16 protein-coding genes are annotated in these 16,280 nt (G+C 71.2%); 2 read left to right on the plus strand and 14 right to left on the minus strand.

Annotated features, from left to right (window positions below; genetic code table 11):
* Window positions 1-28: 28 nt before the first annotated feature.
* The 10 genes from tsaD to glmS form a co-directional block, all read right to left on the minus strand.
* Window positions 29-1,084 (minus strand): tRNA (adenosine(37)-N6)-threonylcarbamoyltransferase complex transferase subunit TsaD, encoded by a 1,056-nt coding sequence (gene tsaD / locus DEI85_RS15680; protein ID WP_111090913.1) that lies wholly within the window; start codon window positions 1,082-1,084, stop codon window positions 29-31.
* Window positions 1,071-1,616 (minus strand): ribosomal protein S18-alanine N-acetyltransferase, encoded by a 546-nt coding sequence (gene rimI, locus DEI85_RS15685; protein ID WP_181420021.1) that lies wholly within the window; start codon window positions 1,614-1,616, stop codon window positions 1,071-1,073. Before rimI ends, tsaD begins: the two co-directional genes overlap by 14 nt.
* On the minus strand, window positions 1,613-2,248 hold the full coding sequence (gene tsaB / locus DEI85_RS15690; RefSeq protein ID WP_110859518.1) for a tRNA (adenosine(37)-N6)-threonylcarbamoyltransferase complex dimerization subunit type 1 TsaB: 636 nt from the start codon (window positions 2,246-2,248) through the stop codon (window positions 1,613-1,615). Before tsaB ends, rimI begins: the two co-directional genes overlap by 4 nt.
* A gap of 44 nt (window positions 2,249-2,292) precedes the next feature.
* The gene (locus DEI85_RS15695; RefSeq protein ID WP_146248978.1) at window positions 2,293-2,805 is read right to left on the minus strand and encodes a hypothetical protein; all 513 of its coding nucleotides are present in this window, start codon (window positions 2,803-2,805) and stop codon (window positions 2,293-2,295) included.
* Entirely contained in the window at window positions 2,802-3,401 is a 600-nt protein-coding gene (locus DEI85_RS15700; RefSeq protein WP_110859516.1) for an NAD(P)H-dependent oxidoreductase, read from the minus strand. Before DEI85_RS15700 ends, DEI85_RS15695 begins: the two co-directional genes overlap by 4 nt.
* A 313-nt stretch (window positions 3,402-3,714) precedes the next feature.
* Complete coding sequence (gene tsaE / locus DEI85_RS15705) at window positions 3,715-4,224, minus strand: tRNA (adenosine(37)-N6)-threonylcarbamoyltransferase complex ATPase subunit type 1 TsaE (protein WP_220038927.1); 510 nt, start codon at window positions 4,222-4,224, stop codon at window positions 3,715-3,717.
* A complete protein-coding gene (alr, locus tag DEI85_RS15710) occupies window positions 4,221-5,387 on the minus strand; it encodes an alanine racemase (protein ID WP_181436315.1) in 1,167 nt (388 codons plus the stop codon). The genes tsaE and alr (DEI85_RS15710) overlap by 4 nt, the downstream gene beginning before the upstream one ends.
* A complete protein-coding gene (gene alr, locus DEI85_RS15715; RefSeq protein WP_110859514.1) occupies window positions 5,384-6,487 on the minus strand; it encodes an alanine racemase in 1,104 nt (367 codons plus the stop codon). Before alr (DEI85_RS15715) ends, alr (DEI85_RS15710) begins: the two co-directional genes overlap by 4 nt.
* Window positions 6,484-6,879: a holo-ACP synthase gene (locus tag DEI85_RS15720; protein WP_110859513.1), complete on the minus strand. Its 396-nt coding sequence runs from the start codon at window positions 6,877-6,879 to the stop codon at window positions 6,484-6,486. Before DEI85_RS15720 ends, alr (DEI85_RS15715) begins: the two co-directional genes overlap by 4 nt.
* A gap of 8 nt (window positions 6,880-6,887) precedes the next feature.
* Window positions 6,888-8,735, minus strand: a complete 1,848-nt coding sequence (glmS, locus tag DEI85_RS15725) for a glutamine--fructose-6-phosphate transaminase (isomerizing) (RefSeq protein WP_111123218.1) — start codon at window positions 8,733-8,735, stop codon at window positions 6,888-6,890.
* Window positions 8,736-8,805: 70 nt separating this feature from the next.
* Between glmS and DEI85_RS15730 the strand changes: the two genes are divergently transcribed.
* Window positions 8,806-9,291, plus strand: coding sequence for a glutathione peroxidase (locus tag DEI85_RS15730; RefSeq protein ID WP_111123217.1), 486 nt, complete (start codon window positions 8,806-8,808; stop codon window positions 9,289-9,291).
* Between the two features lie 105 nt (window positions 9,292-9,396).
* Window positions 9,397-10,341: a type I pantothenate kinase gene (gene coaA / locus DEI85_RS15735; protein ID WP_110859510.1), complete on the plus strand. Its 945-nt coding sequence runs from the start codon at window positions 9,397-9,399 to the stop codon at window positions 10,339-10,341.
* A gap of 92 nt (window positions 10,342-10,433) precedes the next feature.
* Here coaA and glmM read toward each other — a convergent pair whose 3' ends face one another.
* The 4 genes from glmM to DEI85_RS15755 all read right to left on the minus strand — a co-directional run bounded on the left by glmM (window position 10,434) and on the right by DEI85_RS15755 (window position 16,218).
* A complete protein-coding gene (glmM, locus tag DEI85_RS15740; RefSeq protein ID WP_111123216.1) occupies window positions 10,434-11,807 on the minus strand; it encodes a phosphoglucosamine mutase in 1,374 nt (457 codons plus the stop codon).
* A gap of 22 nt (window positions 11,808-11,829) precedes the next feature.
* Window positions 11,830-12,315 (minus strand): 30S ribosomal protein S9, encoded by a 486-nt coding sequence (gene rpsI, locus DEI85_RS15745; RefSeq protein ID WP_027466716.1) that lies wholly within the window; start codon window positions 12,313-12,315, stop codon window positions 11,830-11,832.
* 37 nt (window positions 12,316-12,352) lie between these two features.
* The gene (gene rplM / locus DEI85_RS15750) at window positions 12,353-12,799 is read right to left on the minus strand and encodes a 50S ribosomal protein L13 (protein ID WP_027466717.1); all 447 of its coding nucleotides are present in this window, start codon (window positions 12,797-12,799) and stop codon (window positions 12,353-12,355) included.
* Window positions 12,800-13,131: 332 nt separating this feature from the next.
* Window positions 13,132-16,218: an ExeM/NucH family extracellular endonuclease gene (locus DEI85_RS15755; RefSeq protein ID WP_111123215.1), complete on the minus strand. Its 3,087-nt coding sequence runs from the start codon at window positions 16,216-16,218 to the stop codon at window positions 13,132-13,134.
* Window positions 16,219-16,280: the final 62 nt, after the last annotated feature.

Raw genomic sequence — 16,280 nt, forward strand, 5'->3', positions numbered from 1 at the left:
TCCCGAAGAAGGACCGGGGCAGAACTGGTCAGACCTGGACGGTCGTCACAGGCAGGGTCGAGTCCGCGGCGATGCCGAGGGCGCTCGGCGCGCGCCCCTCGGCGACCAGACGGGCTCCGACGGCGGCGATCATCGCGCCGTTGTCGGTGCACAGGTCGAACGGCGGGATCCGCAGCCGCACGCCCGCCGCCGCGCAACGCTCCTCGGCGACCTGGCGCAGTCGGGCGTTCGCGACGACCCCTCCACCGAGCAGCAGGCGGTCGACGCCGGTGTCGCGGCACGCGTTCAGGGCCTTGGTCAGCAGGACGTCGACCACGGCCTCGCGGAAGCTCGCGGCGACGTCGGCCACCGGCACCTCGCGGCCCTCGTCGCGGCAGCGCTCGACCCACCGTGCGACAGCGGTCTTGAGCCCCGAGAACGAGAAGTCGTACCGGTGCGCGGCCATGTCCTTCGGCAGCGTCAGTCCCCGGGGGAACCGGATCGCCGCCGGGTCACCATCGGCCGCGGCTCGGTCGATCTGGGGGCCGCCGGGGTAGGGCAGCCCGAGCAGCCGCGCGACCTTGTCGAACGCCTCGCCCGCCGCGTCGTCGATCGTCTCGCCGAGCAGTTCGACGTCGCCGACCAGGTCCCGCACCAGCAGCAGCGACGTGTGGCCACCGGAGACCAGCAGCGCGATCGTCGGCAGCTCGATCTCGCTGCCGTCCTCACGCAGCACGTCGGCGCCGACGTGCCCGACCAGGTGGTTCACGCCGTACAGGGGCTTGCCGGTGGCCACGGCGAGCGCCTTCGCAGCGCCCACCCCGACCATGAGCGCCCCCGCCAGGCCCGGCCCGGCGGTGACCGCGACCGCGTCGAGTTCGTCGAGGGTGACGCCGGCGCGGTCGAGCGCCTCGTGCAGCGTCGGTGTCATCGCCTCCAGGTGGGCCCGTGCGGCGACCTCGGGCACGACCCCGCCGTACCGCGCGTGCTCGTCCATGCTCGAGGCGATCACGTTCGCCAGCAGGGTGCTCCCCCGCACGATGCCGACGCCGGTCTCGTCGCAGCTCGTCTCGATGCCGAGCACCAGTGGTTCAGTCGCGCTCACCGAGGGCCTCCTGTCCGATGGGTCCGACGTCCGACGACCGCTCGGCGTCCGGGCCGGGCAGTTCCGCCCGCATCACCCACGCGTCGACGCCGTCCGGTTGGTAGTAGCGCGGCCGGGTCGCGATGTGCTCGAACCCGAACGCCGTGTACATCGCCTGCGCCACGGGGTTGTCCGCGCGCACCTCGAGGAACACCTCGCGCACACCGCGGCGCCGGGCCTCGTCGAGCAGCTCCGTGAACAGGACCCGCCCGAGCCCCTTGCCGCGCTGGTCCGCGGCGACGGCGATGGTCTGCACGTCGGCCACCGGGTTGCCCGCGAGCGACGAGAGCCCGGCGTACCCGACGACCTGCGGCGCGGAGGCGTCGTCGACCGTCTCGATCACGACGTAGTACCCGTGCGGTGAGTACAGCTCGCCCGACATCTGGGACGCCGACCAGGCGTCCGTCGGGAACGAGACGTGCTCGAGCCACATGATGTCGTCGAGGTCCTGCGGGTGTGCTCGCCGCAGGCGGAGCCCGTCCGGCAGGGTCACTGCTTCACCCGCTTCGGCGCACCCGGCACCGTGACGTCGGGATCGCGCAGGTACAGGGGCGTGTCCTGGTCGAACGCCGCACCGGACGCGAGCCGGTCCGCGGCGAGCGAGCCGAGCCTCCAGGCCGGGATGGACGCGACCGTCAGGCGGCCCCAGCCCACCGCTTCGGGCCGGGAGGCACGGATCGCGTCGTCGAGATCGGCGGGCTTGGCGAGTCCGGGGCCGGCCACGCGGACGCCGTCGGCGTCGTAGGCGCTCCAGTAGACCTCGCGGCGTCGGGCGTCCGTGAGGACGACGAACGGCCCGTCGATGCCCGAGTCGCGCTGGTCGAGGGCCACGGCGTCGTGGCTGACGAGGGGCAGGACGGGGACGCCGCGGGCTGCGGCGAAGGTGCGGGCGGCGGCGATGCCGACTCGCAGGCCGGTGAAGGGGCCGGGGCCCATGCCGGCGACGACGCCGGTGACGTCGGCTCCGCTGATGCCGGCGTCGGCGAGGGTCTCGGCGAGGAACGGGCCGATCACCTCGGCATGCCGGCGGCTGTCCTCGGTGTCGCGGGTCGCGAGGGCCACGCCGGTGGCCGGGTCGACGACGGCGACGGAGGTCCCGGCGGAGGTGTCGATCGCGAGCAGCACCCGTCCATCGTAGGCGGCTGCGACGGGCCGGACCGGCGGTCGGGCTACTCGAACCGGACCGTGCCCGTCGTCGAGGCCTCGGATGCATCCTGGAGGTGACGCAAGCGTGAACGGATCGCGCCGTCCTGACGACGCAGGACGACGGCGACGTCAGGTACCGACATCCCGGCTGCGAGCATCGCCTCCAACCCGGCATCCTCCTGCGGTGTCCACGGCGCGTAAGCGGCGGGTCGATCCAGCCGGGCGGCATCGACCTGCGGGTTGCCGGTCGGTGCCGCGCGCACCGTCATCGGCGAAGACACGTCGTCGGTACCCGTCGTCGTGACACCCGTCACCGACGGACCTTGCTCCGGATCGGTCGCCCTCACTGCCAAGCGGGCGACCGCCGTGAAGGGGTGGCGTGCCGCGACCACACCCGCGGACGACCGGAACACCAGCTCGGCGCCGTCGCGGTCGACGGTGCTGACCTCGAGATCGCTGAAGCCCCCGTTGTCGAAGACGATGCGCATCGCTCCCCCGTTCGCGCTGACCAGACCTGCTGCGAGGGTATCGGTCACTGCCCGTGCCGGTCGACGACCGCACGACGGACGGCGTCCACGGCGGCGGTGACCGCTCGCCCACGCGCCGAGGCGTCGTCGGACTCCGAGTCGTGCACGAACGCGGTGACGCCACGCCGAGCCCCGCAGAAGTCGACGATCCCGTGCACGACCTGCGTTCGGAGGGCCTCGCCGTACCCGTGCCGCTCGTACACGCCGGCGTCGTCACCCGCGATCGGGACCAGGTGGACGGTCAACCGTCCGAGGTTCCGGCGCATCGCGCCCTCGGCCTCGACGTCGAACGCCCACCCGTTCACGAACACCCGGTCCACCCACCCCTTGAGCAGCGCCGGCATCGACCACCACCAGACCGGGAACACGAGCACCAGGTCGGTTGCACGGTCGATCCGCTGCTGCTCGGCCACGATGTCGGGCGGGGCGACCGCCCCGGTCCGGTACGTTTGCCGGTCAGCCAGCGTGAACCGTGGGTCGAACCCTTCGTCGGCGAGGTCGGCGAGTTCTGCGGAACCCGACGGCAGCGCGTCGCGCAGCCGATGCGCGACGTGGTGCGTGAGCGACTCGGGGTCGGGGTGGGCGGTCACGATGAGCGTCTGCACACCTCATCTTCTCGAGGGTCCCTGGGCGGCGGCGGGATGGTCAGCCGGAAGTCAGCTCCCGGGCCCATGCGACCTCGTGGTCCAACTGCCCGGTCCGACGGAACAGGCGGACCTGGTGCGTGTCCGGCAGCACGGCAGCCAGTGCCTGTCGGTCGGCGGGCGTGAAGCCGAGCGACTGCCAGAACGGACAACGGACCGGAGCGACGCGAGAACGGCCGCACCGTCGGCTCGTCGAGGCCAGCGAGGGTCAGGTCCGCCCCGACGAGGAACGCACGGAGCGCCTCCACGTCGCCCGCGTCGACGGGCTGCAGGGTCAGAGGGCCGCGCCTTCCCAACGCGGGCCGATGGCGGTCACGACGACACGGCGGGGCTCGTCGGGCACGTCGTCCGGGTCCGTGTCGTGAGCGGCTGCGTCGTCGGCACCGGTGGTACGCGTGATCTCGACGTCGAGCACGCTGTCGCTGATGCCGTCGACCATGCCGCGACCCCACTCGACGACGACGATGGCGGCGTCCCAGTCGAGGTCGAGGTCGTCGAGCTCGACCGGGTCGGACAGGCGGTAGGCGTCGACGTGCACCAGGTCCGGGCCGGCGGTCGTCGGGTGCGTCCGGGCGAGGACGAAGGTCGGGCTGGACACCTGGCCGCGCGCGCCGAGTGCAGCCCCGAGCCCGCGCGTCAGGGTCGTCTTGCCGGCACCGAGCGGTCCGGTCAGCACGACGAGGTCCCCCGCGCGCAGCACCGCGGCCAACCGGGCGCCGAGCTCCCCCATCGCCTCGGTGCCGTCGACGGTGGTGTCGAGCAGGACGTGCGCCGACTCGGTCACGGCCGCTCGCCCCGCAGGTACTCCCCGACCCGTCCCTCGATGTCGTGGCCCTCATAGGACCGGGGCACACGGCTGCCGATCCGGCAGACGATCTCCTCGCCGATGGTCTCGAGCGCCGCGCCCCACTCGAGCACGGTCATCTCGTCGTGCTCGCCGGTGCCGAACAGCACGACGGTGTCACCGGTCTGCACGTCGTCCTCGCCGACGTCCACCAGGAACTGGTCCATCGCGACGCGGCCGGCGATCGGGTAGCGCTTGCCGCCGATCGCGACCTGGATGCGGCCCTGCGCCAGACGCGGGACCCCGTCGGCGTACCCGACGGGCACGAGGGCCAGGGTCGTCTCGGTCGCGGTGCGGTACGTGTAGTCGTAGGAGACGCCGGTGTCGACGGGGACGCGCTTCGTCTTCGCGACCGACGCGGTCAGGGTCATCACCGGCTCGAGGCCGAGGTCGGCCGCCGAGACGCCGTCGGCTCCGGGGATGCCGAACAGGTTCGCACCCATCCGGACCATGTCCTTCCGGAACTCCTTGCGCTCCAGCCCCGCGAGCGACGCGGCGACGTGCTCCATCGGGACGTCGAGCCCCAGGTCCTCGGCGATCTCGATCGCGGCGTCGAACACGGCGACCGCGGCGCTGTCCTCGTGGTCGGACGCCTCGGCCAGGTGCGTGTACGCGGCGACGACCTCGATGCGGCCGTTCCGCTGGGCGTCCCGGGCGAGCTCGACGAGCGTCGGCCAGTCCGCCGGGGTCGCGCCGTCGCGGTGCAGGCCGGAGTCGACGCCGAGGTGCACCCGGGCCGGTCGCTGGTCGACGGCGTCGATGATGCGCCGCAGTTCGGCGACGTTCGAGACGCCGAGGTCGACGGCCGAGTCGATGGCGTCACGGAAGTCCAGGTCGGGGTCGTGCTGCCAGGTGAACAGGTGGACGTCCTCGCCGACGCCGATCGAGCGCAGGCGCAGGGCGGCGGGCACCGTCAGCACACCGATCCAGCGGATCCCGGCGTCGACGGCGGCGAGCGCGATCGGCTCGAGGCCGTGCCCGTACGCGTCGGCCTTCATGATCGCCATCACGGCGACCGGGTCCATCCACTCGCGGACACGGTCGAGGTTGGCACGGTAGGCGTCGAGGTCGATGCGCGCCTGACGCAGCGGTGCGGAGCTCACGTCGTCCTCCGTTCCACGCTGCGGCCGATCCGGGCGACCACCTCGTAGTTGATCGTGCCGATGGCGTCGGCCCAGTCCTCGACGGCGGGGTCGCCGTTCGCGGGGTCGCCCCACAGCACCGCCTCGTCGCCGACCTGCACGTCGGCGTCGCCGATGTCGACGTGCATGGCGTTCATCGCGACGCGTCCGACCACCGGGAACGTCCGGTCGCCGATCCGCACCGAGACCCGGTTGCCGAAGTCGCGGTCGAAGCCGTCCGCGTAGCCCAGGCCGATCACGGCGAGACGGGTGTCCGTCTCGGCGCGCCAGGTGTAGCCGTAGGAGACGCCGTCGCCCGCAGCGACCGGCACGGTGCGGAGCACGGCGGCGGTGACCCGCATCGCCGGGCGCAGCCCCAGGTCGGCCGAGGTGCGACCGTCGAAGGGGCTCAGTCCGTACAGGGCGAGTCCGACGCGGGACAGGTCGTGGCGGGTCTCCGGTACGGCGATGCTCGCGGCACTCGCGGCGAGGTGCACCACGTCCGGCACGATGCCGTTCGCGGCCAGGCCGTCCAGCGCCCGCTGCAGTGCGGCGTCCTGGTCGAGGTCGTCGGTGCGCGACGCGTTCGACAGGTGGGACATGAGCCCCTCGACCCGGGTGCGGTTGCCGGCTCGGGCCAGGGCGCCGGCGGTCGCGAAGAGCTCGGCCCACTCGGACTCGACCGCACCGTTGCGGCTCAGGCCGGTGTCGACGCACAGGTGCACGGCGCGGACGTCGGAGTCGGCTGCTGCGGAGAGCTGCTCGACGCTCGACACCGCGGGCGTGACGTCGAACTGGGCGGCGCGGCGGAAGTCCTCGTCGGGGGCGTGCAGCCACGCGAGGATCCGCACCCCCTCGTCGATGCCGCCCTGACGGAGCGCGACGGCCTCGTCGATGTCGGCGACCCCGAGCCACTCGGCCCCGGCGTCGACGAAGGCCTGCGCGGCGTCGAGGGCCCCGTGGCCGTAGGCGTTCGCCTTGACCACCGCGATGACCCCGGCCGGGGCGACCCGGTCGGCGATGGTCGCGTAGTTCTCGATCAGGGCTCCGCGATCGAGCGTGATGCCGGTGAACGCACTCACTGGATCGTTCCTTCCAGGACCACGTCTGTTCCTTCCAGGACCACGAACGCGGTCGCGATCCCTCCATCATGCGAGAGCGACAGGTGCACGCTCGTCACGCCACGCGCGTCCGCCACCTGCCGGGCGCCCTGGTGCAGGGTGAGCGACGGGTTCCGCTGGTCGTCGGACACGACCTCGAGGTCCTGCCAGCTCAGCCCGGCACTCGACCCGAAGGCCTTGATCAGGGCTTCCTTCGCCGCGAACCGTGCGGCGAGGGACGCGATCGGCCGGGGCTCGCCGTCACGGATCTGCTCGGACGGCGTGAACAGCCGCGCCCGCATCGCCGGTGTGCGCTCCAGCACCCGTTCGAACCGCTCCAGGTCGACCACGTCGACCCCGATCCCGATGATCACCGTCGCGACTACTCGACGGTGACCGACTTCGCGAGGTTGCGTGGCTGGTCCACGTCGAGGCCCTTGGCGGCGGCGAGCTCCATCCCGAACATGTGCAGCGGTGCCACGGCGAGCAGCGGCTCGAACAGCGGGGTCGCGAGGGGGATCCGCAGGACCTCGTCGGCGAAGGGCAGCACCGCGGCGTCGCCTTCTTCAGCGATGGCGATCACCCGGGCACCGCGGGCGCGGATCTCCTGGATGTTCGAGACGACCTTCGGGTGCAGCGATCGGGGGTCGCGCGGCGACGGCACGATGACGAAGACGATCTGGCCCGGCTCGATCAGGGCGATCGGGCCGTGCTTGAGCTCCCCGGCGGCGAAGCCCTCGGCGTGGATGTACGCGAGCTCCTTGAGCTTGAGGGCCCCCTCGAGCGCGATCGGGTAGCCGACGTGGCGGCCGAGGAACAGCACGCTCCGGGTGTCCGCCATCCAACGGGCCAGGTCCTTGATGCCGGCGGCGTCCTCGATGGTCTGCTGCAGCTTCGGCGCGAGCCCCTCGAGCTCGGCCACCTGCTCGGCAATCTGCTCGGCGGTGAGCGTGCCGCGCAGCGTCGCCAGGTGCAGCCCGAGCAGGTAGAGCGCGACGCCCTGGGCGATGAAGGCCTTGGTCGACGCGACGGCGACCTCGGGCCCGGCGTGCGTGTAGATCACGGCGTCGGACTCACGCGGGATCGTGGCGCCCTGGGTGTTGCAGATCGACAGGACCTGCGCGCCCTGCTCGCGGGCGTACTTGACGGCCATGAGCGTGTCCATGGTCTCGCCGGACTGGCTGATCGAGACGACCAGGGTGCGCTCGTTCAGCACCGGGTCGCGGTAGCGGAACTCGTGGGCGAGCTCGACCTCGACCGGCACACGGGCCCACTGCTCGATGGCGTACTTGCCCAGCATGCCGGCGTAGGCGGCGGTGCCGCAGGCGATCACGATGACGCGGTCGACGGTCGCCAGGCGGTCGGCGATCGGGTCGAGGTCGGTCAGCGTGACGGCGCCGTCGTGGACGCGACCGAGGATCGTCTTCGCGACGGCCTCGGGCTCCTCGCTGATCTCCTTCGCCATGAACGAGCTCCAGCCGCCCTTGTCGGCGGCGGAGGCGTCCCAGTTGACCTCGAACTCGCTCGGCGTGGCCGGGGTGCCGTCGAAGTGGATGACGTCGACGCCGTCGGGGCGGATCGTGGCGATCTCGTCCTGCCCGATCGACAGTGCGCGCTGCGTGTAGGCGACGAACGCGGCGACGTCCGAGCCCATGAAGTTCTCACCGTCGCCGAGCCCGACCACCAGGGGCGAGTTGCGACGGGCACCGACGACGACGCCGGGCTGGTCGGCGTGCACGACGAGGAGCGTGAAGGCCCCCTCGAGCCGCTGCACGGCCCGCTGCATGGCTGCGGTGAGGTCACCGGTCTCGCGGAAGGCGCGTCCGACCAGGTGCGCGGCGACCTCGGAGTCGGTCTCGCTGCGGAACTCGATGCCCTCGGCCTGCAGATCGGCGCGGAGCTCGGAGAAGTTCTCGATGATGCCGTTGTGGATGAGGGCGAGCTTGTCGCCGTCGGCCAGGTGCGGGTGGGCGTTGCCGTCGGTCGGGCCACCGTGGGTTGCCCAGCGGGTGTGCCCGATGCCGGTCGTGCCGTCCGGGATCGGCGACGACTCGAGCTCGTCGACCAGGGCCTGGAGCTTGCCGGCCTTCTTGGCCGACACGAGGTCCCCTGCTGGGTCGACGACGGCGATGCCCGCCGAGTCGTAGCCGCGGTACTCGAGGCGACGGAGGCCACCGAGGAGGACGTCCTGGCTGCTGTTGCTGCCGACGTAGCCGACGATTCCACACATGGAACCGATCCTACGGTCTGCCTGGACGCCGACCCTGCGAAGTCCCAGGGGTGGGGATAACGTTTCGGCCATGGGACGCTTCGACGACATCGCCATCACCACACTGCACGGCGAGGACACCACGTTCGGCGCCTACGCCGACAAGGCCGTACTGGTCGTGAACGTCGCCTCCCGGTGCGGCCTCGCTCCGCAGTACGAGCAGCTCGAGTCCCTGCAGAAGCAGTACGGCCCCCGCGGGTTCACGGTGCTGGGCTTCCCGAGCAACCAGTTCCTGCAGGAGCTCGGCTCGTCCGAGGCGATCGACGAGTACTGCTCCACCACGTGGGGTGTGACGTTCCCGATGTCCGAGAAGGTCAAGGTCAACGGCAAGAGCGCGCACCCGCTCTACCAGGCCCTCAAGGAGACCCCGGACGCCGACGGCAAGGCCGGCCGTGTCGCGTGGAACTTCGAGAAGTTCCTCATCGCCCCCGACGGCACCGTCACGCGCTTCCGTCCCACCACCAAGCCGGACGCCCCCGAGGTCGTCGCCGCCATCGAGGCGGCCCTGCCCGCCTGACGCGTCGCGTCCTGCGGGCGCGCACCGAGCACTGGCCGGGAGGCCCGGGGCACGTGAGCCGACCGGCTCACGTGCCCCGGGCCTCCCGTCTGTACGCTCGATCCCATGCCGTTCTCGGAGACCGCCGTCGCGCACCCGACCCCGTTCGTGGAGATCCCGCGTGACGAGTGGTCCCAGCTCGCCCCGAAGGAGCACCTGTCGCTCACCGAGACCGAGATCGTGCAGCTGCGCGGTCTCGGCGACCGGTTGGACATGCAGGAGGTGCAGGAGGTCTACCTGCCCCTGTCCCGCCTGCTCACGCTCTACGCCGCCGGTGCGCGGAACCTGCACGCCGAGACGAGCCGGTTCCTCGGGGAGCGCGCCGGACGCACGCCGTTCGTCATCGGCGTCGCCGGTTCCGTCGCGGTCGGCAAGTCCACCGTCGCCCGTCTGCTGCGCGAGCTGACGAAGCGCTGGCCGGACACCCCTCGGGTCGAGCTCGTGACGACCGACGGCTTCCTGTACCCGAACGCCGAGCTGGAGCGCCGCGGGATCATGGACCGCAAGGGCTTCCCGGAGTCGTACGACCGCCGCTCCCTGCTGCGCTTCGTGAGCCAGGTGAAGAGCGGGGCGACCGAGGTCCGCGCGCCGTACTACTCGCACCTGGTCTACGACATCGTGCCCGATGCCGAGATCGTCGTCCGGCAGCCCGACGTGCTCATCGTCGAGGGTCTCAACGTGCTGGCGCCCCCGGTGCACGGGCGGCTCGCACTGTCCGACCTGTTCGACTTCACGATCTACGTGGACGCGAAGACGAAGGACATCGAGTCCTGGTACATCGACCGGTTCCTCGCCCTGCAGGAAGAGGCGTTCTCGAGCCCCGACTCGTTCTTCCACCGGTTCGCCTCGCTGTCGCGTGAGGACGCGGTGCGGACGGCGACCGAGGTCTGGCGGGCGATCAACGAGCCGAACCTGATCGAGAACGTGCTGCCCACGCGCTCCCGCGCCACCCTGGTGCTGAAGAAGGGCGCGAACCACAAGGTGAACTCGGTCCTGCTCCGCAAGATCTGAGCTGGGGCCACACGGAACCAGGTTCCGGACACCACACCAGGGAAGAACACGGTGCTGTGTCCGGAACCTGGTTCCGTGAGCGGCGAACGCCCCTACGCGGCGTCGAGCGCCAGGCGGTCCTGCACGACGGCGGCGAGCTCCTCGGCGATGCGCTGGGCATCGTCCTGCGAGGCAGCCTCGACCATGACGCGCACGACCGGCTCGGTGCCCGACGGACGGAGCAGCACACGACCGCTGTCCCCGAGCGCCTCGGTGGCGGCGGCGATGGCGTCCTGCACGCCCTGGTCGGCGAGCCCGTGGCGATCGACGCCCCGGACGTTGAGCAGCACCTGCGGGAACACGGTCATGCACGAGGCGAGCTCCTGCAGCGACTTCCCCGTCCGTGCCATCTCGGCCACCAGGTGCAGCCCGGTCAGGATGCCGTCGCCCGTGGTGGCGAACTCGTTGAAGATGATGTGGCCGGACTGCTCGCCGCCGATGGAGTAGTCGCCCTCGGTCATCTTCTCGAGCACGTAACGGTCACCCACGCCGGCCTCGATCACGGTGATGCCCGCGTCGGCCATGGCGCGCTTCAGCCCGAGGTTCGACATGACCGTCGCGACCAGGGTGTCGTCCTTCAGTCGTCCGCGCTCCTGCAGGGACAGCGCGAGGATCGCCATGATCTGGTCACCGTCGATCGCGTTGCCCGCGGCGTCGACCGCCAGGCAACGGTCCGCGTCGCCGTCGTGCGCGATGCCGACGTCGGCGCCGTGCTCGAGCACCGCGCGGGCGAGGTTGTCGATGTGGGTCGAACCGACGCCGTCGTTGATGTTCCAGCCGTCGGGGTCGCCGCCGATGAGCGTCACGCGGGCACCCGCGTTGACGAACACCTCGGGCGAGACGCCGGCGGCGGCACCGTTGGCGCAGTCGAGCACCACGTGGATGCCGTCGAGCCGGTGCGGCAACGTGCCGAGCAGGTGCACCACGTAGCGGTCCTCGGCGTCGGCGAACCGCGAGATGCGCCCGACGTCGATGCCGGTGGGGGTGGGCGCGGAGTGGTCGTGCATGGCCGCTTCGATGCGGTCCTCGACCTCGTCCGGCAGCTTGCGGCCACCCGTGGCGAAGAACTTGATCCCGTTGTCGGGAGCGGGGTTGTGCGATGCGGAGATCATCACGCCGAAGTCGGCGTCGATGTCCGCGACGAGGAACGCCGCGGCGGGGGTGGGGATGACCCCGGCGTCGAGCACGTCGACGCCGGCCGAGGCGAGCCCGGCCGCGACGGCGGCACCGAGGAACTCGCCGGAGACGCGCGGGTCGCGCGCGAGGACCGCGCGCGGGCGCGGTCGACCCGACGCCCGGCGGGCGTCGGCGTGGTGTCCGTGTGTGAGGACGGCCGCGCTCGCCTGGGCAAGACCCAGTGCGAGCGCGGCCGTCAGCTCGCCGTTGGCGAGACCACGAACCCCGTCGGTACCGAACAGACGCGGCATGGCGATCTTCAGCCGGTGACGACTAGCGCTTCGAGAACTGCGACGCCTTGCGGGCCTTCTTGAGACCGGCCTTCTTGCGCTCGATGACGCGGGCGTCACGGGTGAGGAAGCCGGCCTTCTTGAGGGTCGCGCGGTTGTTCTCGCGGTCGATCTCGTTCAGGGTGCGGGCGATGGCGAGGCGGAGCGCGCCGGCCTGACCCGACGGGCCACCACCGGTGATGCGGGCGACGACGTCGTACGAGCCGAGGAGCTCGAGCACCTTGAAGGGGTCGTTGATGAGCTGCTGGTGCAGCTTGTTCGGGAAGTAGTCCTCGAGCGTGCGGCCGTTCACGACGAACGTGCCGGAGCCCGGGACGAGCCGGACGCGCGCGATGGCCTCCTTGCGGCGCCCGACGGCACCGCCGGAGACGTTGAGGATCTGACGGGGAGCGGCCTCGGCAGCGGCGGGTGCGCTCTCCGTGGTGAAGCTCTCCGGGGTCTGGTCGAGGGAATCAGCGATCTGAGCCATGAGTTTCTCTATGTCCTTGAAGTCGTCGTGGCCGGAACTACTGTGCGACCTGGTCGAAGATGTACGGCTTGGGCTGCTGCGCGGCGTGCGGGTGCTCCGCGCCGGCGTAGACCTTCAGCTTCTTGAGCTGCTCGCGGCCGAGGGTGTTCTTCGGCAGCATGCCGCGGATCGCCTTCTCGACGGCGCGGGTGGGGTGCTTCTCGAGCATCTCCGGGTAGGAGGTCGCCGTCAGGCCGCCCGGGTAGCCCGAGTGACGGTAGTAGACCTTCTTCGCGAGCTTCGAACCGGTCAGGGCGACCTTGTCGGCGTTCACGATGATGACGAAGTCACCCATGTCCATGTGCTGGGCGAAGGTGGCCTTGTGCTTGCCGCGCAGGAGCGCCGCGGCGTGGGTGGCGAGACGACCGAGGACGACGTCGGTGGCGTCGATGACGATCCAGTCGTGCTGGACGTCTGCCGGCTTCGGTGAGAACGTGCGAGTCACAGGAGTGCTGCTTTCGTGTCGAGGTGAGGAGTCCGTGAATCCCACTCCGGTCGGGAGTTCCACGGGCAGAAGCACGGGGAACACCTCGGTTGGAGGGCTCATCTGACTGTCCGCGCGCGGGGCGCACAGACCAAGGTGAGAGCCTAGCCGATGCGGGGTACGTCGGTCAAACGCGCCCCGCTGTCGGCCTGGAGGCGCGGAGCGGCCCCGCACCGCGCCTCCAGGCCGCCGCACGGTCGCGCCCACCGCGCCCGGTGAGCAGAAGACGTGGGGCCCGCACCGCGAACCCGACGTCTTCTGCACACTCATCGCCCCGACCTGGGGCGTGGGGACTACTCCGCAGCCACCGTCCGACGTCGGCGACGCACGACCAGCACACCCGCACCCGCCGCGAGCAGCAGGAACGCCACCAACGCACCGGCACCGAGGCCCACAGCACCCGTGAACGCGAGCTGCCCATCCGTGGTGATCGTGATCGGGGTCCACCCGATCAACGACCCGTCCGCAGCCGTCACCACCAACCGGTGCACCCCAGCCGCGGTGTCCGCCGGGATCGTCACCCGCACCGTCCCGTCCGCAGCCACCACCGCGCTCCCGATCAGCGTCGGGGTCGAGAACAGCCACACGTTCACCGTGTCACCGGCCGACGCGGTGCCCACCGTCACCGTGATCGTCTCCCCCGCACGAGCCGACGACGGAGCCGACACCCCACCACGGCTCGCCTCCGTCAACAGCGACTCCGACGGCGCCACCGGCGCAACCGGGGCAGCCGGCGGCGTGCTCCCGTCGACCGGCGGCACCGGGGCCGGCGTCGGGGTTGGGTTCGGAACCGGCGTCGGGGTCGGAACCGGCGTCGGGTCCGTGCCCGGGTCGGTGCCTGCGGCGTCCAGGTCGAACCCGACCAGGATCGGGTCGTGGTCGCTCGCCCGGTACACGTCGTCGTTGTACAGGTTCGTCGCGTTGTAGTTGTAGCGGCTGTACTCCAAGCCCACCGACTCGACCGAGTTGATGTTCCAGATGTCCACGCCCGTGACCGTCTCGAGCGCCGCCTTCGACGCGAACACGTGGTCGAGCGAACCGCTCAGGCCGGAGAACACGTACGAGTACTCGGTGCTGTCGAGCGCCGGGCCGAGGTCGGTGTAACCGGCCTCGTCGAGGACCACCACCGGGTCCTCCTTGCTGTACGCGTTGAAGTCGCCGAGCATGAACACCTTGTCGGTGCCGTACTGCTCCTGCATGTCAGTGGAGAACGTCACGAGGGCCTTTGCCTGCTCGACGCGGTCGGCGTTCGACGCCCCCTGTCCGTCGCCCTGGTCGGCGTTCTCGCCGGTGCCGGAGCCCTTCGACTTGAAGTGGTTCGCGATCACCAGGAAGTCGTCGTCCGCGGTGCCGCCGACCGGGCGGAACGCATCCGCGACGGGCTGGCGGGCGTTCGTGAACGCATCATCGAGCAGGATCGTCGACTCGCCGACGGGCTCGACGCGGTCCTTCTTGTAGATGATGGCGAGGCGGATGACGTCTTCGCTCGCGGGCACGACGGCCGGGGACTTCGCGTAGGCCCAGGTGTCCTGGCCGGTGGCGGCGTTGAGCGCGTCGACCAGGGTGGCCACGGCGGCGTCGCGGTCCTGACCGAAGCGGACGGAGTTCTCGATCTCCTCGAGCGAGACGACGTCGGCGTCCAGGCCGTTGATCGCCTTGACGATCTTGACCTGCTGGCGCAGGAAGTCCTCCTCCTCGGCGGCACCGCGGGCATCGCAGCCCGAGTTCACCGTGACGGGGTCTCCGGCACGGTCCGTGTAGTACTTGCAGCCGGTGAGCTCGTCGCCCGTGGTCGGGAAGTAGTTGAGCACGTTGAAGCCGGCGAGCTTCAGGTCACCACCGACGTCCTGCGGTGCCGGCTGGCGCACCTTCGAGAACGACGCCGGCAGCTCGGCGGCCGGGGTCGCACCCGTGATCGGCGCGGTCGGCTGGAACTTCCACCCGTTGTTGCGGTAGTCGAGGACGACCGGCTCGGTGAAGGTGGCTGCGGCCCCGACGGTGACCGGGCCCTGGGTGAGCCACGACACGGGGATGCCCTGGTTCGCCTGGGTCAGGAAGTTGGTGCTCGCACCGTCGTCGAGCGTGACCTTGCGCGCGGCGTTGTCGGCCTCGACGGCCTTCGCCTCGGCGCTGCCCGGTCGGCCGACCTCGGTCGGCTGGACCAGGCGCTTCGTGCCGCTGGCGAGCACGACCTCGCCGTACTGGTTCGTCGTGTAGTTGTCCGCGACGGTGTACGCCCCCTGGGGAGCGACGAGCATGCTCTCGAGCGACTCGCGCTGGGCGTCGGACGACGGGAACGCGACCGCGGCCGGCTGCGGTGCCGCGACGGGGTCGGTCAGCTGCTGCACCGACGAGGCCCCGGACACCGTGAGCTCGGTCAGGCCGAAGTACTCGGAGACGGCGCCGGTGACTCGCACGTGGTCGCCCTCGTGCACCAGCCCGGCGGTGGCGGACGAGAAGACGAACACGGCGTCGGACGCGGTGTGGGCGGCGAGGTCGATCGCGCCGCCGGTGCCCGGGGTCTGGATCGTGTAGCCGTTGAAGCCGCCGGTGCCGTAGACCGCGGTGACGACGCCGTCCGTCGTGACGTTCTTGCCGACGTACGGCGAGGTGTCCGTGGTGCCCTGCAGCTGGGCGATGGTCACCGTCTCGGCGGGGGTGCCGGGCGTCGGGGTCCCGCCGTCACCCGGGTCGGTCGGTTCCGTGGGCTCGGTCGGTGCCGTCGTCTCGCCCGCGGCGTTCCGCGGGGTGAGCGTCGTCGTCACCGAGAAGTCCGCACCGTTGACGTCGGTGTCCGTGGTGCCCTGGCGGACCAGGCCGTTCGGCACGGAGTTGTCCCCGGTCACGGTGCGCACGGCCGACTCGAACGTGTTCGAGGCGCCGTAGCCGAGCAGGTCGACCACGCCGTCGGTGCCGGTGGCGACGGGTCCGGCGGCGAGTGCCAGGGGTGCGGTGGCGTCGGACAGCACGAGCGTGCCGGTGGTACCCGATGGGTTGAGCGTCGCGGTGTCGTCGGCGGCGGGCAGGTCCTCGCCGGCGGGGGTGGCCCCGCCGTTGCCCGCCATCGACACCAGGAAGGTGCCCTTCGCCGGCACGGTGCCCTGGAGCGCACTGGCCGAGAACGTGCCGGTGCCCGTGGCCGACCGGTACTGCAACGACCACCCGTCGAGCGACACGGCGGCGTCGGTCGGGTTGCCGATCTCGACGAACTTCTCGTTGTAGAACGCGCCCTTGCTCCCCGCCTTCAGGTAGGCCTCCTCGATGACGAGGTCGGTCCCCTCGGGGTTCGCGGTCGCTGCGGTGACGGTGACGAGTGGAGCCGCGAGGAGCGTCGCGGCCGCCGTGGCGCACAGCAGAGTGCGCCCGAGGGTGTTGGCCATGACCGCACGCTACCGACCTGCGGGGACATTCAGGTTGCGTCGAGGTAAATGATTGCGTTCGG

The sequence above is a fragment of the Curtobacterium sp. MCBD17_026 genome, from assembly GCF_003234895.2.
GTDB lineage: Bacteria > Actinomycetota > Actinomycetes > Actinomycetales > Microbacteriaceae > Curtobacterium > Curtobacterium flaccumfaciens.